This is a genomic window from Lysobacter sp. CA199 (assembly GCF_052078715.1).
Taxonomy (GTDB): Bacteria; Pseudomonadota; Gammaproteobacteria; order Xanthomonadales; family Xanthomonadaceae; genus Lysobacter.
In genome coordinates, this window is sequence record NZ_JBQJIL010000008.1 from 210,937 (window position 1) to 234,257 (window position 23,321).

The following is a 23,321-nucleotide window of genomic DNA, read 5'->3' on the forward strand; positions in this document are numbered from 1 at the left end:
TCGATGGAAGGCCTTCCCACAAAGGCTCGCGGCTTTGAAAGAAGGCCTTCCCACAAAAGCTCGCGGCTTCGAAAGAAGGTCTTCCCACAAAAGCTCGCGGCTTTGAAAGAAGGCCTTCCCACAAGACCTTGAGGCTTCGAAAGAAGGTCTTCCCACAAAACCGCGCAGCTACGAAGTCTTTTGTGGGAGGGCCTTCAGGCCCGACGCCTTCCTGTCCGCCACTGCGCCCCTTCACGGCACAGACACTCACCGCCGGAACGCCGTCATGCTCAAGACCTTCCTGTTGTTCCTGCTCACCGCCGTGGCCGAAATCGTCGGTTGCTATCTGCCGTACCTGTGGCTGCGCAAGAGCGGCAGCGCTTGGCTGTTGTTGCCGGCGGCGGCGAGCCTGGCCTTGTTCGCCTGGCTGTTGAGCCTGCATCCCACCGCGTCGGGTCGCGTCTATGCGGCCTACGGCGGCGTCTACATTACCGTGGCGATCTTCTGGCTGTGGTGGGTCGATTCGATCAAGCCCACGCGTTGGGACCTGCTGGGTGCGGGCCTGTGCCTGGCCGGGATGGCGGTGATCATGTTTTCGCCACGGGCGGGTTGAACCCATCGGTCGGGCCGAAGGCCGCGGATCGAACACGGTCGCCTCTTGTGAGCGCTCCGGTGTCTTTGTGGGAGGCTTCAGCGCCGACACGAATTTGCACTGGCCTGATCTGACACAGGCCTGATCGAACAGCGTCGGGGCCCAAGCCCCTTCCGCAAAAGATTGCGGAATTCGCCCGGCGACTTGAAGCCTCGCGCGTCCAGGCGCAGGATCGGGCCGTCGCCCGCCGAGTCGGCCCATGCACTGCTACCGCCACGCTCCCACCGAAGCGCTCGGCATCTGCCGTTCCTGCGGGCGCGGCGTATGCGCGCAATGCGTGCGCGAGATCGGACCGTCCCCTGGTCTGTTCGGACGAATGCGAGCCGCGCGTGCGCCGCAGCGACGCCCTGATCGCCAACAGCGAAGCCAGTTTCCGCCACGCCCGCCGCGGAAGTGTCGTGTTGGTGATATTTCCGCTGTTGCTGGGGGCGGTACTGTTTTATTTCGGCCTGAGCGAGCGCGGCTGGTTCAACGCTTTGACCGCGATGGGAGCGATCCTGGTCGTGTTCGCGGTCGTGGTGGCGTGGCGGCAACTTCGTTTGCGGCGACAACTGAAGTAGCCGGTTCGGCCCGGCAATCCAGACATGCAGCCGATAGGAGAAATCGATGGCCAGCCGGTTCGCAAGCTTTCGCGAGTTCTATCCGTTCTATTTGAGCGAACACAGCAACCGCACCAGCCGGCGGCTGCATTTCATCGGCAGTTGCGGGGTGTTGACGCTGTTCGCGCTGGCCGTGTTCCAGGCGCGGCCGTGGCTGCTGCTGGCGGCCTTGTTCTGCGGTTACGGTTTCGCCTGGGTCGGGCATTTCTTCTTCGAGAAGAACCGGCCGGCGACCTTCAAATACCCGTTTTATTCCTTTGCCGGGGATTGGGTGATGTTCAAGGATATTTTGACCGGCAAGATCAGGTTCTGAGGCGGCGCCGAGGCATGGGGCCGAGCCGCGCGGCGCACGAAGGCAAGCCGGCGGCGTCGCTCGGCTTCCTCGTCGCGGCCGTGCTCATGTCGATGACGACGGCCGCGCACGCCGTTTCGCCCGACCTGCCGATGCGCCGTTCGGCCTGGCTGGACGCGGCGATGGACAGCAAGACCTGCCCGATCGTGCGGATGCGCCCGGCCGCGCCGACCCCGGCCGAGGGCGATGCGGTGATCGCCACGGTGTGGCGTGAGAACGACGGCGACGATGCGGATCCGGCGACTTGGCCGGCCTTGTTTCTGTCGCTCGACGGCCAGCCTGTGGCCTTGCGCCGCAGCGATGGCCGGTTCGACGTGGAATCCACCACCTTGCGGCGCCAGCGCGGGGCCGATCTGGTCTGGTCGGTGCCGGCCGAGCGGGTGTCGGCCTACCTGCGCCTGCGGCCGCCGCGGTTGCAGGTCGAGGACGAGCAGGGCGGCTGGACCGCCGTGCCGGCCTCGCGCGCGTTGCATGCGCGCGAACACGCCGATGCCAGCACCCGGGTGTTGTGGAACGCGCGGCTGACCGTGCGGGCCGGCGGCCAGCAGTGGCAACGCGAGGTTCTGGTCGAATCCCTGTGCGGGCCCTGAGCCCGCTTCGCCGCGCCCAGTGCCGGGGCCCCGCTTCGGTTCACCGCTGTCTCAATCCAGAAAGATCAGCCAGGCCGCCACCACGATCAGCCCGAACCCGGCCCAGTGGTTCCATTTCAGCGGCTCGCCCAGGTACCAGGCCGAGAATCCGGCGAACACCAGCAAGGTGATGACCTCCTGCATGCCCTTGAGCTGCGGCGCCGAGTAGACCGCGCTGCCCATGCGGTTGGCCGGCACCTGCAGGCAGTACTCGAACAAGGCGATGCCCCAGCTGACCGCGATGGCGATCACCAGCGGCGAGGACTTGTACTTCAGGTGGCCGTACCAGGCGAAGGTCATGAAAATGTTGGAGCCCAGCAGCAGCAAGATCGGGTACAGACGGTCGGCGAGCATCGATTGAGTGCCCAGAGGGCATTGGACGGCGGAATTGGGCAGCCTAATGGTGGCCTTCACGAGCCGTCCACCTTATCGACGGCAACCTTCACAAAACTGAAGGAATGGAGAGGCTGCATGCAGGGTACGAGAGACGGGGGCCTGGTCCTCATCGTCGAAGACAACCGCAATATCTCCGAGATGGTCGGCGAGTACCTCGAAAGCCGCGGTTTTGAAGTCGATTACGCCGCGGACGGCCTCGACGGCTATCGCCTGGCGACCGAGAACAGTTACGACGTGATCGTGCTGGACCTGATGCTGCCGCGCATGGACGGCATCGAGGTCTGCAAGAAACTGCGTGAAGAAGCGCGCAAGTCGACGCCGGTACTGATGCTGACCGCGCGCGACACGCTCGACGAGAAGCTCACCGGCCTGAGCGCCGGCGCCGACGATTACCTGACCAAGCCCTTCGCGATCCAGGAACTGGAGGCGCGTCTGCGCGCCCTGATCCGTCGCGAGCGCCGCCAGGTCGGTGGCGAAGTGCTCAAGGTCGCCGATCTGGTGCTCGATCCGGCCAGCCTGCGGGTCACCCGCGGCGGCAGCGAACTGCAGCTCTCGCCGATCGGCCTGCGCCTGTTGACCATCCTGATGCGCGAATCGCCGCGGGTGGTCAGCCGCCAGGAAATCGAACGCGAGATCTGGGGCAACGGTCTGCCCGATTCGGACACCCTGCGCAGCCATCTGTACAACCTGCGCAAGACCATCGACAAGCCGTTCGGCAAGCAACTGCTGCATACCGTACAAAGCGCCGGGTATCGCGTGGCGGACATTTCTCAGCCGCCCGACTGACGCGTCGCAGCCGCCATGCCGCAAGGGTTACCGCGCAAGATCAAGCTTGCGTTCATCCTGCAAGCCTTGATCGGCAGCATCGCCATTACGCTGGGCATTCTCCTGGCGGGCTTGGCGGTGCGTCACGTCGTGCTGGAACAGCGCATGCAGCGCGAGGCCGACGACTACTGGGCCGGTCGCGCGCGCAATCCGGACTACCCTTTGCCGCGCACCTCGACCACGCGCGGCCATTTCGTCCCGGCCGGGGCCAGCGATTCGGTGCTGCCCGCCTCGATGCGCGCGGTCGATTCGGGCCTGCACAACTTGCCCGGCGGCGGCCGGGTGGTGTTGGTCGACCGGCGCGAGCGCGGCACCTTCTACATGGTCTACGCGACCGAGCTGATCGATGAGGCGATCCTCTACACCGGTCTGTTCTCGCTGCTGTTCTCGCTGCTGACCACCTACCTGATTTCCTGGCATACCTACCGCACCTCCAAGCGCCTGGTGTCGCCGGTGAGCTGGCTGGCCAACGTGGTCTCGCAATGGGACCCGCGCGATCCCGACACCAGCCTGATCGAGCCGATCAAATTCCCCTACGACCCGGGCAGCGAAGTGCGCCGCCTGTCGAGCGCGCTCAGCGGCCTGGCCGAACGCGTCAGCGATTTCGTCCAGCGCGAACGCGACTTCACCCGCGACGCCAGCCACGAACTGCGCACGCCGCTGACCGTGATCCGCGTGGCCACCGACCTGATGCTGGCCGATCCGGACACGCCGCTGCGCGCACAGCGCTCACTGCTGCGGGTGCAACGCGCGGGCCGCGACATGGAGGCGGTGATCGACGCCTTCCTGATCCTGGCGCGCGAATCCGACGTGGAGCCGCAATCGGAGGAGTTCGCGGTGCGCGACATCGTCGACAACGAGATGGAGCGGATCCTGCCCTTGCTCAACGGCAAGCCGGTGGAGCTGCATTTGTACGACGAAGGCGGCCCGCGCCTGGTCGCGCCGCCGCATGCGCTGGGAGTGATGATCGGCAACCTGCTCAGCAACGCAGTGCGTTTTACCGATCAGGGGCGGATCGACGTGCTCCTGAATCGCGACAGCATCGAGATCCGCGACACCGGCATCGGCATGTCGGTGGAAACCCTGACCAAGGCCTTCACTCCGTTCTACCGCGCCGACTTCTCGGCCAACGACGGCAAGGGCATGGGCTTGTCGATCGTGCGCCGGCTCGGCGAACGTTTCGGCTGGCCGGTGACCCTGACCAGCGCGCCCGAGCAAGGCACCACCGCGTTGATCCGCTTCAAGCCCGGAATCCAGGTCTCCGCCTCGACGGTGCCGCTGCCGGCTCCGTTGCCGCGCGTGCCCGAAGCCTGAGCGGCCGCGGCCGATCGGTTCTCGGCGTATCCGGGTGGCCACATCGGCGCGAATCGCCGATCGCGGCGGGTATATTCGGCCTTCATGCCGTGCGCGAAGGATCGATACGATGACGCCAGAAATCCGAGGCCTGCTCGAACGCATCTACTTGAGCGGCACGACTTATTTCGATGCAGACGGCCGCTATCTGCACAAGGTGCCGGCCACTTTCTCGGCGCAGGACCTGCGCGATCTCGATGCGGCCGGGCTGCCGCCCAACGCGCTGAGCGCGATGGGTCACGACGAGGCGGTGACGCGATTGCGCGAGTTGGCCGCGCGCATCGATCTGCGCCAGGCGGGCGGGGCGTTCGTCGCGTCGCTGACCAGCGCCGACCTGAGCTGGCAATCGGTTCTGCCCGCGGCGTGCCTGGGTCTGGCGATGCCGGCACACGCGTTCGAACCGATGAGCGAGAAGAACCCGACCTGCCGGGTCTGTTTCCACGATGCGCGCATGCCGCTCGATCTGACCCAGCGGGCGCTGTACCGTTCGATCCAGGGCACCGGCTGGGGTAACTACGGCCCGGTCGAGGCGGTGGCGGCCTTGGAGTTCGCGCTCGCCGCCGCATCGTGGCCGCAACCGGGCGAATACGATGCCTGGACCTGGCACAGCCTGCTCGAACTGCTCGGCCAGTTGCCGCCCGGCACCCGCTACAGCGCCGCGCGCAAGGCGCTCAAGGACGCCAAACTGCTCAGCGCGAATACGGTCTACCGCTGCGAATCCACGCTCGAAGCCTTGTCCTTCATCAGCGTGATTGAACACGCCGAGCATCCGGGCTTGCTCACCGGCTGGACCCGCGCGGTCGAGCGCGACCAGCGGCCCAACGTCCGGGTCGAGGTGCCCGCGCCGCTGGCATGGTGGAGCGCCGACGACGGCATCAACACGGCGGCGGTCGAGCGTTTGTTCGGCGGTATCGGCAAACCGGCGGTCAAGCCGGCCGCGCCGGTCGCGGCGAAGGTCAAGCGCGCCGCCGCGCCGCGCGTGGCCGGACGCTCGTTGCCGGGGCCGGTCGCGGCCGGCGACGTGTACGCGGTGCGGCTGCGCGAGGATCTGTGGACCGCGATCTATTGCCATGCGGTGGCCGACGACGGCGGCCCGGAGCGGGGTTTGATCGAGTATCTGGATCTGCTCACGCCCGAGCCGGCCACGCCCGAGCAACTGCAGGGCGCGGGATACCGCGACCGGCGCAACGGCAAGCGGTGGCAGGCCTGGTGCACCGGCCTGGCCAAGACCACCGGCGTGCGGCGCGTGGCGCAGGGCGTCGCGGCACCGGCACATGCGCAGAAGGCGGACGACGAGGTTCGACTGCGCGCCGGAGCCAGCGGGCTGCGCTCGGGCGCCGACTTGCATTTCGATCTGTCGCGCTGATCGGGTGGCAGGCCAGGCAACCGACCAAGCAGCCGTCCAAGCGAAGCGCGCCAGGAAAGCCATGAAGTCTTTTGTGGGAGGGGCTTCAGCCCCGACGCTGTTCGGTCCGCAGCGACAGAACCATTGCAATGGAGTCCATCGCGATCGGAGCGAACAGCGTCGGGGCTGAAGCCCCTCCCACAAAAGACCTCGTGGCTTGCCAGTGACCTCATCGCCCCGCGATTCGGTGCCGAGCCTCCCCAGGGACCTCGTGACTGCCGAAATCGCCCGCGGCGCGACGCTTCGCCGTCACGCCGCATCCGTTTACCGATAAGCCACCGCGGAGCACAGCGCGACGGCCGCGCTTGCCGAGTCGGTGGCTCGCGACGAAACTGAACCGTTCGCGGCAAATGCGGTCAAGTACAGCGCGAGTGTCAACCCCGTTCAGCCACGCGCGTTCGCGCCTGCATAGCCATCGAATCCAGACCATGAGCGCAGCCAAGCCGTCTACCCCGTCCAGCCCGAACAAGAGCCTGCGTCCGCGCCGGTCGCCGTGGCCCAAGCGCGCGGTCATCGCCGTGCTGGTGCTGGCGGCGGCCGGGATCGGCTGGCATTTCTACAGCAAGCGCAGCGCCGAGGAAGCGGCCGGGGCGTACCGCACCGCCAAGGTCGAACGCGGCGACATCCGCGTGGCGATCTCGGCCACCGGCGCGTTGTCGGCGATTTCCACGGTCGACGTCGGCAGCCAGATTTCCGGACAGGTCACCGAAGTGCTGGCCGATTTCAACGACCGGGTGACCAAGGGCCAGGTGATCGCGCGCATCGATCCGAGCACCTATGAAGCGCAGATCGCCCAGGGCTCGGCGCAGATCAACAACGCACGCGCCGGCTTGGCCACGGCGCAGGCGACCTTGCGCAACGCCGAACTCGACTATCAGCGCAAAACCGAACTGGCCAAGAACCAGTTGGTCGCGCGCAGCGACGCCGATCTGGCCCGCGCCGCGCGCGATCAAGCGCGCGCGCAACTGGCCGGCGCGGAAGCTCAGATCAACCAACAGATCGCCTCGACCCAGACCTCGCAACTCAACCTGCAGCGCACCGTGATCCGCGCGCCGGTCGACGGCGTGGTGCTGACCCGCACGGTCGAGCCTGGGCAGACCGTGGCCGCGAGCCTGCAATCGCCGGTGCTGTTCCAGATCGCCGAGGATCTGTCGAAGATGGAGATCGTGCTGGCCATCGACGAGGCCGACATCGGCCAGGTCAAGGCGGGCCAGGGCGTGGACTTCACCGTCGACTCTTTCCCCGACCGCAAATTCCGCGGCGCCGTGCAGCAAATGCGTTTGTCGGCGACCAACACCAGCAATGTCATCACCTATCCGGTGGTGGTGTCGGTCGACAACGCCGACGGCGTGCTGTTGCCGGGCATGACCGCCAACGCCGAGATCGAAGTCAGCCATCGCGACGGCGTACTGCGCGTCGGCAACGCGGCGCTGCGCTACAAGCCGGGCGACGACGATGCGGCCGCGGCGGGCGCGTCGGGCGGCGCGAACGGCGCGCAGCGCAGCGGCCTGGGCAACGATCTGCCGGCGCTGGCCGACAAGCTCAAGCTCGATGCCAGCCAGAAAGCGTTGTTCGACGGCGCGCTGGCCCAGATGAAACAACGCATGGCCGCGCGCGTGGCCGCGCCGCCGGCCGGCGCCAGCGGCGGCCCGCCCGGCGGCGCGCCGACCATCATCATGGGCGGCCGCGGTCCGGGCGGCGGCAACAACAATCGCAATGCCAACAGCAATGGCGGCGCCCCGTCCGGGGCCGCGCGTCAGCGCTTGCAGGAGCGCTTCAACCAGCAGTTCTCCGGTTTCCGCGAGGCGCTCACCGAGGCGCAACGCAAGCAATGGGACGGCGAGATCGCCGCCCTGGTCAGCGCGCGCCGGGCGCCGCTGTACAAGCTGGTCGACGGCAAGGCGCAGGCGGTGGTGGTCCGGGTCGGCGTCAGCGACGGCACTTGGACCGAGGTCTCGGGCAACATCAAGGAAGGCGACGAGATCATCGTCGGCAGCGGGCGCGCGAGCCAATGAGCGCGGTCGGCGGCAAGCCCGCGGTGATCGAGACGCGCGATCTGGGCAAGGTCTATTCGCCCGGGTCCGAGGCCGAGGTGATCGCGCTGCACGGCGTGGAATTGTCGATCGCGCGCGGCGAGTTCGTCGCGATCATGGGGCCGTCGGGTTCGGGCAAATCCACCTTGATGAATCTGATCGGTTGCCTCGACACGCCCACCAGCGGCGTGTACCTGTGCGACGGCGTCGACGTGGCCAGCCTGGATGCCGAGGAGCGCGCGATCCTGCGCCGCGACAAGATCGGTTTCGTGTTCCAGGGTTTCAATCTGCTCTCGCGCATGAGCGCGCTGGAGAACGTGGCGATGCCGATGGGCTATGCCAACGTTCCCCGCGTGGAGCGCCTGCAGCGCGCGCAAGCCGCGCTGGAAGCGGTCGGCCTGGGCCCGCGTTCCAATCACCGGCCCAGCGAACTGTCCGGCGGCCAGCAGCAACGCGTGGCGGTCGCGCGCGCGCTGATCAACCGGCCGCCGGTCATCCTCGCCGATGAGCCCACCGGCGCGCTGGATACGCGCACCGGCGAGGAGATCCTGGCGTTGTTCAAGAGTCTGCAGGCGCAAGACCACACCGTGGTGTTGATCACCCACGATCCGGATGTGGCCGCGCATGCGGACCGGATTTTCGTGATGCGCGACGGTGAGTTGCACGTGCAGGAGGCCGGCGCATGAACTTCCTCGAAGTGCTGCGCACCGCGGTATTCGCATTGCGAGGCAATTGGTTGCGCAGCGCGCTGACGTCGTTGGGCGTGATCATCGGCATCGCCGCGGTGATCGTGATGGTGTCGGTCGGGCAGGGCACCCAGTCGGAGATCGACAAACTGGTCTCGGGCCTGGGTTCCAACCGCCTGGACATCAGTTCCGGCGGCGGCGGGCGCGGCACCGGCGGCGTGCGCTTGAGTTCGTCGAGCTTCTTCACCCTGACCGAAGCCGACGGCGAGGCGATCCGCAGCGAAGTACCCGAAGTGCAGTACGTGGCCGCGTCCTTGCGCGGCGGGACTCAGGCGGTGTTCGCCGAGAACAACTGGTCGACCCAGTGGCAGGGCGTGCAGACCGATTTCTTCGACATCAACGGCTGGAGCATCGCCGCCGGTTCGAGTTTCGAGACGCGCGATTACGGCAGCGCCGCCAAGTCGGTGATCCTGGGCGAAACCGTGCGCCGCGAACTGTTCGGCGACGAGGACGCGATCGGCCAGACCATTCGCCTGGGGCGGGTGCCGTTCACCGTGATCGGCACGCTCAAGCCCAAGGGCCAGGGCGGTTTCGGCCAGGATCAGGACGATGTGGTGCTGGTGCCGCTGGAAACCGGGCGCCGCCGCCTGCTCGGCGCGATGGGCCTGCCCAACGGCGCGGTGATGCAGATCGCGGTCGGCGTCGGCCGCGCCGAAGACGTGTCCTACGCGCAGGAGCAGATCGAGGGACTGCTGCGTCAGCGTCACCGCATCCAGCCCGGCGCCGACGACGATTTCAGCGTGCGCAACATCGCCGAGGTAGTGGCCACGCGCACCCAGACCACCCGCTTGATGTCGCTGCTGCTCGGCGCAGTGGCGACGATCTCGCTGATCGTCGGCGGCATCGGCATCATGAACATCATGCTGGTGTCGGTGACCGAGCGGATCCGCGAGATCGGCCTGCGCATGGCGGTCGGCGCGGGCCCGCGCGACATCCAGCGCCAGTTCCTCGCCGAGGCGATGTTGATCTCGCTGATCGGCGGCGCGTTCGGCATCGCGATCGGCGTGGTCGGCACCTTGCTGGTCGGCAAGCTCGGCGCTCTGCCGGTGGCCTTGAACGGGCAGGTGATCGGGTTGGCGGCGGGGTTCTCGATCGCGACCGGTTTGTTCTTCGGCTATTACCCGGCGCGCAAGGCTTCGCAGTTGGATCCGATCGAGGCCTTGCGCCAGCAGTGAGCCGTGCCGTGCGCAGCGGGCGCAACGCTCTCGTTCGAAGATCGGCCGCGGCCCTGCCGAAAAACGGCGTGGCCGCCGACTACGACTATAGGCACGGTCGCCGGTGCCCGGGCCATGACATCGTTTGCGCATCCCAGGGTGCGGAGCGCGAATGAAGAAGCGGTGGCTGAGTGCGTTGCTGTTGATCTGCGCGGCCGGCTCGCAGGCGCAGGGCATCGAGCCGGCGCCGACGACGGTGATGATCCTGGGCGTGGACCATGCCGTCCAACTCGTCGCCAGTAACGATCGGCCGGCGCTGCTGGATGCGTTCCTCGACCGCGCAGCACCCGATGCGATCTGCATCGAGCGCGCGCCCGAAGCCTACGCCCGCGGCGACTTCTACGAGTTCACCTACGAGGTCCAGGACGTGGTGGTGCCGTTCGCGCGCCGGCATCGGATCGAGTTGTGTCCCATCGATTGGCAACCGCCGGCCGAAGACGCCGAACTCGGTTTCGGCATCGACTTCGAGACGCCGCCGGAGCTGCGTCCCGCCAAGGGCGTGCACCAGTTTCTGAAGTTCGGCCAGGACAGCCTGGCGCGCGATTTCTTCCACGCCGACGGCCCCAACAATCTCGAGCGCGTCATCCGTTGGACGGCGACGCCGGCGGCGCGCGGCAAGGACGATCTGCCCCGGCGGCTGTACCTGTATCGCACCTACCTGCAAGCGCGCCGCGTCGCCGCCGCCGCACGGGCACACCCAGGCGGCACCGTGGTCGTGGTGGTGGGCGAATTCCACAAGCACGATATCAAAGCGGTTTTGAAGGACGAGCCGGGTATCCGGCTGGTGCAGCCTTCGTCGTTGGGCCGTCCCGGCGAGGCGGAGATCGAAGCGCACGACCGGCCCGAGTACCGCGTGGCGATCGCCAGCTTCAACTTGCTCGGCACGCAGTCGTCGAGCGGTGCGATCGATTGGGGTTTCGTGCGCGGCGCGGTCGAAGCCTTGGAAGCGACCGGCACCACGCCGCAAACGCAGTTGTTCCGCACCCGCCTGGATCTGCTGGAGGGACGGATCCGGCGAGGCGAGGCGATCGAACGATACCGGGTGATCGCGGCATCGGCGGGGGACGCGAAGTTTTCCTGGAACGGGGTCAAGGATTCGGCGCGGGTGGATTCCTATTTCGATCCCTTCGGCAATCTCGACGTGCGCCGGCGCGCTTTGCTGGAAGCCGCGCGCGAGCTGCTCGCCGCGCGCGATCGCCCGCGCGCGGAGCGCTTGCGCGATGAATGCCTGGCCGGGCTGAGCCCGCGCCAGCGCGCTCAGCTGCTCGGTTATTGGCAGCGCGACGTGGTCGAGGCGGGCACCAAAACGCGGCCTTGATTCTTGCCGGCCGCGTGGCCGACGGATCCGCGGCCAGGCTCGGGCTGACCCAAGGCCGCGATCGAGCCCGACGCCGCGGACCTCGCCGCCTTCGCTCGACTTGCGGGCGACCCTGCTTACGCGCCGCAGGCGCCAGACCGAGCCTTGTCCCGGCGCAAACGGCCGCAGAGTCGAACCGGCGTTCGGCGCATCGACAGGTCCGGTCCGCGGCCACCGCCCTGGGGCGCGACGGTGCTGCCGCGGCGCTCCATCGGCGCTGAACGCCATGCCCGCTCGCCCTGGGCGGAGGGCAGCGCCGCCGGGCTTGTGGCAAAATCCCCGCCTTGCAGCGGCCGCCGGCCGCCTACGGCCGGCCCCGGCCGGCACGATCGAGACCCGCACGCCATGCCGACCTCCGAGCCGTCTCAGCCCGCGCGCCCCGCTTCCCGCGGTCGTGCGCCCTGCCGCCTTGCGGTCGCATCGGAGCAGCGCCGGCATGGCTGACGAATACGGGCACCTCCCGCGCGGTCCGGGCCGCATCCTCAAGGCGGCGACCTGGTCCTTTCAGGGCCTGCGCGCGGCCTGGCTGCACGAGTCCTCGTTCCGGCTGGAGGTCTATCTGTTCCTGGTGTTGGCGCCGGTGGGCTGGCATTTCGGCGCCACCGGGGTCGAACGCGCCCTGCTGATCGGCTCGATCCTGTTGGTGCTGAGCGTGGAACTGCTCAATTCCGCGGTCGAGGCGGTGATCGAACGCTACGGCCCGGAGTTCCATGAGCTGGCCGGCCGCGCCAAGGACATGGGCTCGGCGGCGGTGTTCGTGCTGTTGATGAACGTGCTGCTGGTGTGGGCCGCGATTCTCGGTCCGCGCCTGTGGCAACACCTGATGGGCTGAGCGCGGCCCAGCGCCGCATCGCGCATCCAAGAACGGCGCCGTCCGCGCCGTTCGACCCGGGCCGTCGCGGCGGCCCGAGCTGCCCGCACCGAGGCTGCGGGCGATTTCGTTATCCATCTTGAGGTAAGCCGTACGTGACTGACGTGATTTCCCTACTCGCCGATCCGCAGGTCTGGATCACCCTGATCACCCTGAGCGCGATCGAAATCGTGCTGGGCATCGACAATCTGGTGTTCATTTCGATCGCGGTCAGCAAGCTGCCGTTCGATGAGCGCGAGAAGGCCCGCAAGTTTGGTATCGCGGTGGCCTGCATCAGCCGAATCGCGCTGCTGTTGACCCTGGCCTGGCTGGCCGGCCTGACCAGCGATCTGTTCACCGTGCTCGGCCAGGGCATCTCGGTGCGCGATCTGGTGCTGATCCTCGGCGGCGCGTTCTTGCTGGTGAAGGGCTCGATGGAGATCAAGGATCTGATCGTCGGCGAGGGCGACTCCGACGATGTGCACACCAAGCCGGCGGCGTCGTTCATGATGGTGATCGCGCAGATCGCGGTGATCGACATCGTGTTCTCGCTGGACTCGGTGATCGCCGCGGTCGGCATGGCCAATCACACTCCGGTGATGGTCGCCGCGATCCTGTTGGCGGTGGCGGTGATGCTGCTGGCGGCCAAGCCGCTGGGCCATTTCATCGACAACAACCCGACCATCAAGATGCTGGCGCTGGCCTTCATCGTGCTGGTCGGCGTGTATCTGATTGCCGACGGCGTGGAAGTGCATATTCCCAAGGGCTACATCTACGGCGCGATGGGTTTCTCGGCGCTGGTGGAATGTTTGAACCTGTGGGCGAAGAAGCGCGCGCTGCGCCGGGTGACCGCCGAGTAAGCGCGCCCGCCGCGGCGTTGCGTCATCGAAAGGCCGGCGAGCGATCGCCGGCCTTTTTCGTTGGCCGTCGCCGGTGTCGTTGCAGGAGGTCTTTTGTAGCTTGTAGGAGGCCTTTTGTAGAAGGAGGTCTTTTGTGGGAGGGGCTTCAGCCCCGACGCTTTTCGCCCAGAGCATCGGGATTCGCCAATCCGGATCGAACAGCGTCGGGGCTGAAGCCCCTCCCACAAAAGACCTCGGATCCCGTAAGAGACTCTCGGATCCCGTAAGAGAGCTCGAATCCCGCGACAGACCTCCGATTGCCTCCCCCTCGCAAGTGCCTCGCTCCGTTTGGCCGCCGACCCGCATCGTCACACGCCGTCCATTGCGCCCCCCGCCATCCGATGCTGCAATGCGGCCGTCATCCCGTTGGAGTGCCGCCTCATGTTCCGTGCCCTGATCGTGCTCGCCCTGACCGCGCTGCTCAGCGGCTGCGGCTACAACACCATCCAGCAGAAAGATGAAGCGGTCACCGCGGCGTGGTCGCAGGTGCTCAACGTCTACAAGCGCCGTGCCGATCTGGTGCCGAATCTGGTCGCGACGGTAAAGGGTTACGCCAGCCATGAGCAGCAAGTGCTGATCCAGGTCACCGAAGCGCGCGCCAAGGTCGGCAGCATCAACGTCAACGCCAACGATCCGGCCTCGCTGCAGCAGTTCGAGCAGGCCCAGGGCGAACTGCGCGGCGCGATCGGCCGGCTGCTGGTGGTCAGCGAAAACTATCCCCAGCTCAAGGCCGATCAGAGCTTCCTGAGCCTGCAGACCCAGTTGGAAGGCACCGAGAACCGGATCACCGTGGAGCGCCAGCGTTACATCACCACGGTGCAGGACTACAACACCTTCATCCGCAAGTTCCCGACCAATCTGACCGCGAAGATGTTCGGTTATGCGGTCAAGCCCAATTTCACCGTCGACAATCCGGTGCAGATCCAGGAAGCGCCGAAGGTCGAATTCGGCCAGCCCGCGCAGCCGGCGGCCAATCCGCCGGCCCCGGCCAAGGGCTGATCGCGTCGCGATGCCGGCGATCCCGGCGCTGATGCCGACGACGATGCGCCGCGTGCGGCGCCGTTGGATCGGTCCGCTCGCGGCCGGACTGCTGGCGATGCTGTCGCTGGTGCCGGCGCTGGCGCAGGACGGCGCGCAAGCGCTGAAGTCGCCGCCCGAGGTCGCGCAAGCGCCGGCCGCGACGCCGGCGGCCGAAGAAGCGCCGGCCGGCGACGCGACGATCCCGCCGATGCCTTCGCCGGTGGTCGACACCACCGGCACGCTGAGCCCCGCGGTCCGCGATTCGCTCGAGGCGCAGGCGCTCGACCTGCAGCGGCGCAAGGGCGCGCAGTTGCAGATACTGATCGTGCAGACCACCCGGCCGGAGGAAATCGAGACCTACGCGGTGCGCGCGTTCGAGCAATTCAAGCTGGGCCGCAAAGGCATCGACGACGGCGTGCTGCTGCTGGTGGCCAAGGACGACAGACGCGTGCGCATCGAAGTCGGCTACGGCCTGGAAGGCGCGATCACCGACGCCCAGGCCGGACGCATCATTCAGGAATACATCACCCCCCGATTCCGCGTCGGCGACTACGACGGCGGTATCGGCGAGGCCAGCCAGATGCTGATCAAGCTCATCGACGGCGAACCGTTGCCGGCGCCGCTGGCCGAGTCGCAGGGCGGCGGCAGGGCGCCCCAGGGCGATTGGGTGCTGGGTTTGATGATCGGTATTTTCGCCGGTGGCTTCGTCCACTTTCTGCTGAGCCGCGTGCCGATGTGGGTGCGCGGCTTGATCGGCGGCGTCGCGATCGGCGCAGGCACCTTGCTGTTGTTGCCGCTGACCGGTTGGGCGGTCGCCTGGGCGGCGGTGGCGGGCGCGGTCGTCGCCATGCTCGGTCGCTCCGGCGGGGTGTACGTGGGCGGCGGCTCGGGCAGCTACGGCGGAGGTGGCTGGGGCGGTGGAGGCGGCGGCTGGTCGGGCGGTGGCGGTTCCAGCGGAGGCGGCGGCGCCTCGGGGAGTTGGTGATGCGCGTGCTGCGGCATTTGTTCGCGCCGTCTTCGCGGCGGCTGTTTCCCGAGGTCAGCCTGCAACGCATCGGCGCGGCCATCGCGGCCGGCGAGGCCAGGCATCGCGGTCAATTGTGTTTCGCGGTCGAATCGCGGCTGAGCGTGCGCGAGCTGCTCGACGGCCGCGACGCGCGCCAGGCCGCGTTGTCGGCCTTCGCGCAACTCGGGGTCTGGGATACGGCGGCCAACAACGGGGTATTGCTGTACCTGTTGCTGGCCGATCACCGCATCGAGATCGTGGCCGATCGCGGTTACGACACGCGGGTCGGCGACGAGCGCTGGCAGGCGGTGTGCGAAAGCATCCAGCGGGCCTTGGCGGCGGGCGAGCCCGAAGCGGCGGTGCTGGGCGGCGTGGCGGCCTTGTCGGAGATCATCGCAGAGCAATTCCCGCGCGCGGCGGACGACGCGGCCGGCGAGGGCAACGAACTGGCGGACCGGCCGGCGCGGCTTTGATCGCCCGGCTTCGACGCTGCGGCTTGGCTTGCCCGGGATGGATTTGACCCATGCGGCATGAGCTTTGCTTTTTGTGGGAGGGGCTTCAGCCCCGACGCCTTTCGATCAGGTATCGAAACTGTATGGCTAGCTGATCGAAAACCGTCGGGGCTGAAGCCCCTCCCACAAAAGCAGCGCCCGCCCGAACCCGATCCGGCCCAACCCACGCTGAAACACAGTGTTCGCCTGCCCCCGGCGGCCGCAACCGGCACCCCGGCTGAGGGCGGCCTGGGGCACAATAAGCCGGTCATCCGCCCCCGAGCCTGTCCCGCCGCATGACCATCCTGCACCAGATCGATCCGATCGCGCTTCATCTCGGCCCGCTGCAAATCCATTGGTACGGGATCATGTATCTGCTCGGCTTCGTCACCGCCTGGTGGCTGGGCCGACAGCGCGTGCGCGCCGGCCGTTTGCCCGGCGTCAACGAACAGGCCTACGGCGATCTGCTGTTCTACGCCATGCTCGGCGTGGTGCTCGGCGGACGCCTGGGCTACGTGTTCTTCTACAACTTCGCCGAGTTGCTCAAAGACCCGTTGATGCTGTTCCGGATCTGGGAAGGCGGCATGAGCTTCCACGGCGGCCTGCTCGGCGTGATGGGCGCGGCGTGGTGGTGGGCGCGCAGCCAGCGCACGCATTTCTTCGACGTGATGGATTTCGTCGCGCCGCTGGTGCCGCCGGGACTGGGCTTCGGCCGCCTGGGCAACTACGTCGGCGGCGAGTTGTGGGGCAAGTTCACCGACGGCGGCTGGGGCGTGATCTTCCCGCGTGCACCGGAGTTCGCCAACTGGACCACGCAGCAATTGCAGACTCAGTACGCCGCCGGCGCGCTGGATCGCTACGCGCGCCATCCCTCGCAGCTGTATCAGGCCGCGTTGGAAGGGCTGACCATGTTCGTGGTGCTGTGGTGGTTCTCGCGCAAGCCGCGTCCGCGCTACGCGGTGTCGGGCATGTTCGCGCTGCTGTACGGCTGCTTCCGTTTCCTGGTCGAGTTCGTGCGCGTGCCCGATGCGCAGCTCGGCGATCAAGGCTATCTGGCGTTCGGCTGGCTGACCATGGGCCAGGTGCTGAGCACGCCGTTGATCGTGCTGGGCCTGTTCTGGTTGTGGCTGTCGACCCGTTCGCCGACCCTGCAGCCGCAGCCGCTGGCGGCCGAAAACCAGGCCGCATCCGCGCCGGCGAAGGGCTGAGCCATGCAGCAATACCTCGATCTGCTTCGTCATGTACTCGAGCACGGTGCGGAGAAGGCCGATCGCACCGGCACCGGCACGCGCAGCGTGTTCGGCTGGCAGCTTCGGTTCGACTTGAACGCCGGGTTTCCGTTGGTCACCACCAAGAAGCTGCACCTGCGCTCGATCGTGCACGAGCTGCTGTGGTTCCTGAAGGGCGAAACCAACATCGCCTATCTCAAGGACCACAAGGTCAGCATCTGGGACGAGTGGGCCGATGGCGACGGCGAGCTCGGGCCGGTCTACGGCAAGCAATGGCGACGCTGGTCCGGCGCCGACGGCGTGGAGATCGATCAGATCCGCTGGGTGATCGACGAAATCAAGCGTAATCCCGATTCGCGCCGGCTGATCGTCAGCGCCTGGAACGTGGCCGACCTGCCGCGGATGGCGCTGATGCCCTGCCATGCGCTGTTCCAGTTCTACGTCGCCGACGGTAAGCTCAGCTGCCAGCTCTATCAGCGCAGCGGCGACATCTTCCTCGGCGTGCCGTTCAACATCGCCAGCTACGCGCTGCTGACCCATATGGTCGCGCAGATCTGCGGCCTGGGCGTGGGCGATTTCGTCCATACCCTCGGCGACGCGCATCTGTACTCGAATCACTACGATCAGGCGCGCGAACAGCTCTCGCGCACGCCGCGCGCATTGCCGACCTTGAAGCTCAATCCGCAGGTGAGCGATATCTTCGGTTTCAGCTACGAGGACATCGCCATCGAAGGCTACGACCCCTTGCCGGCGATCAAGGCGCCGGTGGCGGTTTGAGGATGGCGAGGTGACGTCCGCGCCGTCGTCGCGACTGCGCGTGGCGGGGTGGGCGCTGTTGCTGTTGCCGTGCCTGAGCGCATGCATGCGGCCCGGCGAAGACTCCTCGATCGCGTTGCAGACCGTGGCGCCACAGGCGGGATCGGCGCTGAAAGCGCTGCCGGAACCATTGCCGCCCAAGGCCCCGATCGAACCTGGCGTACGTGCCGAACCCGAAGCCGACGTGTCCTTGCCCGACGGCAGTGCGGCCGACGCGGCGCATGCGTTCTACCGCCTGCATCTGCAGCTGCACGCCAGCGGCCTGCCGGTCGGCGAAGACCTCGCGCGTTACCGGCCGCTGCTGTCCAGGCGCTTGCTGGCGCTGATGGAGCCGGCCGCGCGCGAACGCGATCGCATGATCGCGCAGGAGCCCGGCTTGAAGCCGCCCTACATCGAGGGCGATATGTTTTCCGGCTTGGCCGACGGCGTGACCGGGTTCGAGCTCGGCAAGCGCAGTGTGCTCGGACCGGGCCGGGAAAGTTTCGAGATCGAATTCGTCTGCGTCGATTCGGATGTGACCGTGCGTCGGAACAATCGCGCGTCGATGGTGCGCGAGGATGGCCGATGGAAGCTCGACGATGTCGAGTACGGCGAGATCGACCCCGGCGACGGGGATTTCGTCGCGCAAGGACGCCTTTCGGATTCGCTCAAGTGATCCCGTCCGCCTGACCGCCACGGCGCAAGGAGTTCCGCATGACCCGTCTGGTACTGATCGCCGCGCTCGACCGCAACCACGCCATCGGCCGCGACAACGCATTGCCGTGGCGTTTGTCCGACGATCTCAAACGCTTCAAGGCGTTGACCCTGGGCAAGCCGCTGCTGATGGGGCGCAAGACCGCGCAGTCGCTGGGTCGCGCGCTGCCCGGACGGCGCAACCTGGTGCTGACCCGGTCCGGTGAGGTGCCGTTCGCCGGCATGGAGGCGGTGGGCTCGACCGAACAGGCATTGGAGCGGGCCCAGACCGACGGCGCCGCCGAGTTGTGCGTGATCGGCGGCGGCGAGGTCTACGCGCTGTGCCTGGCCTCGGCCGCGCGCATGCACTTGACCCGGGTCGATACCCAGGTCATCGGGGCCGACGCGTTCTTCCCGCGTTTCGACAGCGGCGAGTGGCGGGTGGAATGGCGCGAGTCGCACGCGGCCGACGCGCGCAACGAATTCGACTTCGAGTTCGTCGACTACGCGCGGGTCGGCATGGACTGAGTCGCGCCGACCGCGCACGACGAATCTTGAAGCCGGTTGCGATTGCGGCGCGGCGATTGCGGCACAGTGACGCGGACACGAGCGCGGCGCGAACCGGCGCCGGCTCCCACGACGGAGTGGCGGCGCATGAGCGGAATCGGTTCTCTACGCGATATCGAAGCCTTGGAAAGCGCGGGTCCGCCGGACTTGCCGTCGAACACGCTGGAGATGATCGCGCGCGGCGCGGCGCTCGACCCGGATGCGCCGGCCTTGTCGTTCTTCCTGCGCACCGACGACCACGCCCGCGCCGAGTGTTGGAGCTACGCGCAGTTCCTGCGCCAGATCCATCGCAGCGCCAATACGTTTCATGCCCTGGGCGCGAGGCCCGATTCGGTGATCGCCTACGTGCTGCCGAATCTTCCGGAAACCCACTTCGTGCTGTGGGGCGGCGAGGCCGCGGGCATCGTCATGGCGATCAATCCGCTGCTCGACGCCGAGGCGATCGGAGCGCTGCTGGCAGAAGCCGGCGCCAGCATCCTGGTGACGTTGGCGCCGTTCCCGGGCGTGGACCTGTGGTCGCGCGTGCTCAAAGCCCTGCCGGCGGCGAGCGGCCTGCGTCATTTGCTGCTGGTCGATCTGGCGCGGCATGTGCCGGGGCCCAAGCGGATGGCCGCGCGTTTGCTCGGGCGGCGCGAACGCTGGCGTCTGCACGGCTGGAGCGGTCTGCGCGGCGCGGTGCCGGCGCGGATCGATATCCACGATTTCGAACGCGCCACGCGGGCGCGGCAAGGCGAGGGACTCGACAGCGGCCGCCGCATCGAGGCCTCGGATCGTTCGTCCTACTTCTGCACCGGCGGCACCACCGGCCTGCCGAAAATCGCGGTGCGCACCCACGGCAACGAGGTCGCCAATGCCTGGAGCGCGGCGCGATTCTTCGGCGAGGGCATGGGTTCGAACAAGAATCTGTTCTGCGGCCTGCCGCTGTTTCACGTCAATGCGACCATGGCGACGGGCCTGATGCCGTTTTCGCTCGGCGCGCACGTGATCCTGGGCACGCCGCAGGGCTATCGCGGCGAGGGCGTGGTGCAGCGCTTTTGGGAACTGGTCGAGCGACACCGCATCCATTTCTTCAGCGGCGTGCCGACCCTGTACGCGGCGCTGATGCAGGTGCCGGTCGCCGGTCGCGACGTGTCGTCGCTGGAATACGGACTGTGCGGCGCGGCGCCGATGCCGGTGGAGGTGTTCCGCGGCTTTCAGGAACGCACCGGCCTGAAGATTCTGGAAGGCTACGGGCTGACCGAATCGACGTGCGTGAGCAGCCTCAACCCGCCGTTCGGAGAACGCCGCGTGGGTTCGATCGGCCTGCGTCTGCCGGGTCAGCGGATGAAGGCGGTGGTGCTCGATGAGACCGGCGCTTATCTGCGCGATTGCGCGATCGAGGAGATCGGCGTCGTCGCGGTCAGCGGGCCGAACGTGTTCGCCGGCTACAAGGACCCCGCGCAGAACCGCGAGGTATGGATCGATTGCGGCGACGGGTTGCGCTGGCTCAACACCGGCGACCTGGGGCGGCAGGATGCAGACGGGTATTTCTGGCTCACCGGCCGGCGCAAGGATCTGATCATCCGCGGCGGCCACAATATCGACCCGGCGTCGATCGAGGCGCCGCTGCATCGGCATCCGGCGGTGGCGATGGCCGCCGCGGTCGGGCGGCCGGACGCGCACGCCGGCGAGGTGCCGGTGGCATACGTGCAATTGCAGGCCGGCGCGAGCGCGAGCGAGGAAGAACTGTTGAACTTCGCCCGCGAGCAGGTGGCCGAACGCGCGGCGGTGCCGCGCGCGATCCATATCGTCGACGCTCTGCCGCTGACGCCGGTCGGCAAGATCTACAAGCCGGCGCTGAAGCAGCGCGAGATCGCCGATGCATTGCGCCAGGCCCTGGACGAAGGCGAGGTGGCCACGCAGTCGCTGGCGGTGCGCGAACAAGGATCGCGCGGCGTGGTGGTCGAAGTGCGCTTGCGCGATCCGGCGCAGGCCGATACGGCGGCGCGGATCCTCGGCCTGTACGCCTTCGCGTTCGAGCTGGGCTCGGACGGGGATTGAGCTCGCGATGTTCGCGGCTGCGAGATCTATGTGGGAGGGGCTTCAGCTCCGACGCTTTTCGGTCAGATCGCGCGCATGGTGGCCGAAGTGCGCTTGCGCGATCCGGCGCAGGCCGATATAGCGGCGCGGATTCTCGGCCTGTACGCCTTCGCGTCCGAGCTGCTTTCGAGCTGCGTTCGTGTGGGGATGAGTTGGCGTTCTTCGCGGCTGCGAGGTCTATGTGGGAGGGGCTTCAGCCCCGACGCTTTTCGGTCAGATCGCGCGGCATGGTGGTCGAAGTGCGCTTGCGCGATCCGGCGCAGGCCGATACGGCGGCGCGGATTCTCGGCCTGTACGCCTTCGCGTCCGAACTGCTTTCGAGCTGCGTTCGTGCGGGGATGAGTTGGCGCTCTTCGTGGCTGCGAGGTCTTTGTGGGAGGGGCTTCAGCCCCGACGCTTTTCGGTCAGATCGCCATGTCGGGCCGAAAAGCGTCGGGGCTGAAGCCCCTCCCACAAAAGACTTCGTGGCTTGCTTCAATGCCCGATGCCCGATGCCCGATGCCTTGATGCCTTGATGCCTCGATGCCGACAAGCCTCAGCGCTGCGGGCCTCGATACTCGATACTCAACGCGCCGCAGTCGCCGCGCCGCTCTTCAACACCGGACGGTAATGCCCGGTGATCGTGTAGTCGAACAGCACGTCGTCTTCCTGGGTGCCGCGCGCGATGTTGTGCAGCATCAGTGGGCGTTGGCGGTCCCAGGATTTGCGGTCGGAGACGATGCCGATATGTGGCACGCCGCTGCGCAGTTCCCAGGTGACCAGATCGCCGGGACGATAATCGGCCGCGCGGTCGCTGACCGGCAACGACCAGCGCTGGCGTTCGAACCAGCGTTGCAGGTTCGGCACTCGGCGGTGATCGATGTTGCGGTCGGTGGAATTCGCGCGCCAGATCGTCGGGTAGCTGGCGAAATGGGCGCGCATGTCTTCGTGCACGGTCTGCTGCAGGTCGATGCCCTGGGTGCGCAGCGCGCGGATCACCACGTCGGTGCACACGCCGCGCTCGGCGGCGACGTCGCCGCCGGGATAGGCCAGGCGGACATAGGCGGGGTCGTAGTAGCGGGTCACGCCGATCTGCGCGCGCGCCGCGGCTACCAGCGGCGGCGAAGGTGCGGCGGGCACTTGCGCGCTGCGCGCGGGATCGTTGCGCGCAGCGGTTTTCGACGGCTCCGGCGGTTGCGGCGCGCGCGAGCAAGCGGCGAGCAGGACGGTCGTCGCGACCGCCGCCAGGATCGATGCGAATCGACGCCGTCCGTGGCGCATGCGGCTCAGCCTTGCCCCTGCGTCGGCCGCGGCGCTTGCGGCGGTCGCGGCCGCGGCGGATGCGCGGGCACGTCGCGGCCGGGCACCTGCACCAGCCGCAGCTCGTCGGTGTCCAGTTGCAGCGCGGTGAGCTTGCCGCCCCAGACCGCGCCGGTGTCGATCGCGTGCACGCCATGGCCGATGAACAAGCCCAGCGTGGACCAATGCCCGCACACGATCTTCAGGTCGCGCTCGGCGCGGCCGGGCACTTCGTACCACGGATACAGACCGACCGGCTGCGTGCCCGGGCTGCCCTTGTCCTCGAACGCGATGCGGCCGCGCGGCGTGCAATAGCGCAGACGGGTGAAGATGTTGATGATCGCGCGATGGCGGTCGATGCCGGCCAGCTTGGGATTCCACGCCGGCCGATCGCCGTACATGTTCTTGAGCAGGCGCCGGTACTGATCGCTGTGCAAGCGCTCCTCGACCTCGCGCGCGTGGCGCTCGGCCATCGTGGTGGTCCAATTCGGCGCCAGGCCGGCGTGCACCATCATCCAGCCGAGTTTGCGGTCGGTGTGGACCAGCTTCTGCAGGCGCAGCCAATCCAGCAGCATCGGCCCGTCCTCGGCCAGGACGACGCGCTGCAAGTCGGGATTGACCTTGCGCTTCTCTTCCTCGGTGCGCTGGCCGATCGCCAGCAAGGACAGATCGTGATTGCCGAGCACGGTCACGCTGTGCTCGCGCAGCGAATGCACCAGCCGCAGGGTTTCCAGCGATTGCCCGCCGCGGTTGACCAGATCGCCGCAGAACCACAGTTGGTCTTGCGCCGGATCGAACGCGATTCGTTCCAGCAGCCGCTGGGTGGCGTCGTAACAACCTTGCAGGTCGCCTATTGCCCAAACGCTCATACGCC

General features: G+C 67.5%; 25 protein-coding genes. 22 read left to right on the forward strand and 3 right to left on the reverse strand.

Features of this window, described 5'->3' with window-relative positions; genetic code table 11:
* The first annotated feature begins 265 nt into the window (after positions 1-265).
* The 4 genes from ACTOWJ_RS15975 to ACTOWJ_RS15990 all read left to right on the forward strand — a co-directional run bounded on the left by ACTOWJ_RS15975 (position 266) and on the right by ACTOWJ_RS15990 (position 2,172).
* Positions 266-592, forward strand: coding sequence for a YnfA family protein (locus ACTOWJ_RS15975; protein ID WP_441335618.1), 327 nt, complete (start codon positions 266-268; stop codon positions 590-592).
* 368 nt (positions 593-960) lie between these two features.
* On the forward strand, positions 961-1,191 hold the full coding sequence (locus ACTOWJ_RS15980; RefSeq protein ID WP_441335619.1) for a hypothetical protein: 231 nt from the start codon (positions 961-963) through the stop codon (positions 1,189-1,191).
* A 46-nt stretch (positions 1,192-1,237) separates the two neighbouring features.
* A complete protein-coding gene (locus tag ACTOWJ_RS15985; RefSeq protein WP_441335620.1) occupies positions 1,238-1,543 on the forward strand; it encodes an Mpo1-like protein in 306 nt (101 codons plus the stop codon).
* Between the two features lie 14 nt (positions 1,544-1,557).
* Positions 1,558-2,172 (forward strand): hypothetical protein, encoded by a 615-nt coding sequence (locus ACTOWJ_RS15990; protein WP_441335621.1) that lies wholly within the window; start codon positions 1,558-1,560, stop codon positions 2,170-2,172.
* A gap of 51 nt (positions 2,173-2,223) precedes the next feature.
* Here ACTOWJ_RS15990 and ACTOWJ_RS15995 read toward each other — a convergent pair whose 3' ends face one another.
* Positions 2,224-2,565, reverse strand: a complete 342-nt coding sequence (locus ACTOWJ_RS15995; RefSeq protein WP_441335787.1) for a DMT family protein — start codon at positions 2,563-2,565, stop codon at positions 2,224-2,226.
* A 117-nt stretch (positions 2,566-2,682) separates the two neighbouring features.
* Between ACTOWJ_RS15995 and ACTOWJ_RS16000 the strand changes: the two genes are divergently transcribed.
* The 18 genes from ACTOWJ_RS16000 (at position 2,683) to ACTOWJ_RS16085 (ending at position 21,130) form a co-directional block, all read left to right on the forward strand.
* A complete protein-coding gene (locus tag ACTOWJ_RS16000) occupies positions 2,683-3,393 on the forward strand; it encodes a response regulator transcription factor (RefSeq protein ID WP_036112873.1) in 711 nt (236 codons plus the stop codon).
* 15 nt (positions 3,394-3,408) lie between these two features.
* Entirely contained in the window at positions 3,409-4,746 is a 1,338-nt protein-coding gene (locus ACTOWJ_RS16005; protein ID WP_441335622.1) for a sensor histidine kinase, read from the forward strand.
* Positions 4,747-4,855: 109 nt separating this feature from the next.
* Positions 4,856-6,151, forward strand: a complete 1,296-nt coding sequence (locus ACTOWJ_RS16010; RefSeq protein WP_441335623.1) for a hypothetical protein — start codon at positions 4,856-4,858, stop codon at positions 6,149-6,151.
* 467 nt (positions 6,152-6,618) lie between these two features.
* Positions 6,619-8,205 (forward strand): efflux RND transporter periplasmic adaptor subunit, encoded by a 1,587-nt coding sequence (locus ACTOWJ_RS16015; RefSeq protein ID WP_441335624.1) that lies wholly within the window; start codon positions 6,619-6,621, stop codon positions 8,203-8,205.
* Positions 8,202-8,909, forward strand: coding sequence for an ABC transporter ATP-binding protein (locus ACTOWJ_RS16020; RefSeq protein WP_441335625.1), 708 nt, complete (start codon positions 8,202-8,204; stop codon positions 8,907-8,909). Before ACTOWJ_RS16015 ends, ACTOWJ_RS16020 begins: the two co-directional genes overlap by 4 nt.
* Positions 8,906-10,144 carry an ABC transporter permease gene (locus ACTOWJ_RS16025; protein WP_441335626.1) on the forward strand — a complete coding sequence of 413 codons (1,239 nt, stop codon included), beginning with the start codon at positions 8,906-8,908 and terminating at the stop codon, positions 10,142-10,144. The genes ACTOWJ_RS16020 and ACTOWJ_RS16025 overlap by 4 nt, the downstream gene beginning before the upstream one ends.
* Before the next feature lie 151 nt (positions 10,145-10,295).
* Entirely contained in the window at positions 10,296-11,501 is a 1,206-nt protein-coding gene (locus tag ACTOWJ_RS16030; protein ID WP_441335627.1) for a hypothetical protein, read from the forward strand.
* 475 nt (positions 11,502-11,976) lie between these two features.
* A complete protein-coding gene (locus ACTOWJ_RS16035; protein ID WP_441335628.1) occupies positions 11,977-12,372 on the forward strand; it encodes a diacylglycerol kinase in 396 nt (131 codons plus the stop codon).
* A gap of 143 nt (positions 12,373-12,515) precedes the next feature.
* The gene (locus tag ACTOWJ_RS16040; RefSeq protein ID WP_441335629.1) at positions 12,516-13,250 is read left to right on the forward strand and encodes a TerC family protein; all 735 of its coding nucleotides are present in this window, start codon (positions 12,516-12,518) and stop codon (positions 13,248-13,250) included.
* A 133-nt stretch (positions 13,251-13,383) separates the two neighbouring features.
* Entirely contained in the window at positions 13,384-13,686 is a 303-nt protein-coding gene (locus ACTOWJ_RS16045) for a DUF6053 domain-containing protein (RefSeq protein ID WP_441335630.1), read from the forward strand.
* Complete coding sequence (locus ACTOWJ_RS16050) at positions 13,671-14,288, forward strand: LemA family protein (protein WP_441335631.1); 618 nt, start codon at positions 13,671-13,673, stop codon at positions 14,286-14,288. Before ACTOWJ_RS16045 ends, ACTOWJ_RS16050 begins: the two co-directional genes overlap by 16 nt.
* Before the next feature lie 10 nt (positions 14,289-14,298).
* On the forward strand, positions 14,299-15,294 hold the full coding sequence (locus ACTOWJ_RS16055; protein WP_441335632.1) for a TPM domain-containing protein: 996 nt from the start codon (positions 14,299-14,301) through the stop codon (positions 15,292-15,294).
* Positions 15,294-15,788 carry a TPM domain-containing protein gene (locus ACTOWJ_RS16060; RefSeq protein WP_441335633.1) on the forward strand — a complete coding sequence of 165 codons (495 nt, stop codon included), beginning with the start codon at positions 15,294-15,296 and terminating at the stop codon, positions 15,786-15,788. Before ACTOWJ_RS16055 ends, ACTOWJ_RS16060 begins: the two co-directional genes overlap by 1 nt.
* Before the next feature lie 314 nt (positions 15,789-16,102).
* A complete protein-coding gene (gene lgt / locus ACTOWJ_RS16065) occupies positions 16,103-17,014 on the forward strand; it encodes a prolipoprotein diacylglyceryl transferase (protein ID WP_441335634.1) in 912 nt (303 codons plus the stop codon).
* Between the two features lie 3 nt (positions 17,015-17,017).
* On the forward strand, positions 17,018-17,812 hold the full coding sequence (locus ACTOWJ_RS16070) for a thymidylate synthase (RefSeq protein ID WP_441335635.1): 795 nt from the start codon (positions 17,018-17,020) through the stop codon (positions 17,810-17,812).
* A gap of 10 nt (positions 17,813-17,822) precedes the next feature.
* Positions 17,823-18,506: a hypothetical protein gene (locus ACTOWJ_RS16075; RefSeq protein ID WP_441335636.1), complete on the forward strand. Its 684-nt coding sequence runs from the start codon at positions 17,823-17,825 to the stop codon at positions 18,504-18,506.
* Positions 18,507-18,544: 38 nt separating this feature from the next.
* Positions 18,545-19,051 carry a dihydrofolate reductase gene (locus ACTOWJ_RS16080; protein ID WP_441335637.1) on the forward strand — a complete coding sequence of 169 codons (507 nt, stop codon included), beginning with the start codon at positions 18,545-18,547 and terminating at the stop codon, positions 19,049-19,051.
* Positions 19,052-19,177: 126 nt separating this feature from the next.
* Positions 19,178-21,130, forward strand: coding sequence for an acyl-CoA synthetase (locus ACTOWJ_RS16085; protein WP_441335638.1), 1,953 nt, complete (start codon positions 19,178-19,180; stop codon positions 21,128-21,130).
* 603 nt (positions 21,131-21,733) lie between these two features.
* Here the strand turns inward: ACTOWJ_RS16085 and ACTOWJ_RS16090 are convergent.
* Both ACTOWJ_RS16090 and ACTOWJ_RS16095 read right to left on the reverse strand, forming a co-directional pair.
* Positions 21,734-22,429: a DUF1287 domain-containing protein gene (locus ACTOWJ_RS16090; RefSeq protein WP_441335639.1), complete on the reverse strand. Its 696-nt coding sequence runs from the start codon at positions 22,427-22,429 to the stop codon at positions 21,734-21,736.
* A 5-nt stretch (positions 22,430-22,434) separates the two neighbouring features.
* Positions 22,435-23,316 carry a symmetrical bis(5'-nucleosyl)-tetraphosphatase gene (locus ACTOWJ_RS16095; RefSeq protein ID WP_441335640.1) on the reverse strand — a complete coding sequence of 294 codons (882 nt, stop codon included), beginning with the start codon at positions 23,314-23,316 and terminating at the stop codon, positions 22,435-22,437.
* Between the last annotated feature and the right edge of the window lie 5 nt (positions 23,317-23,321).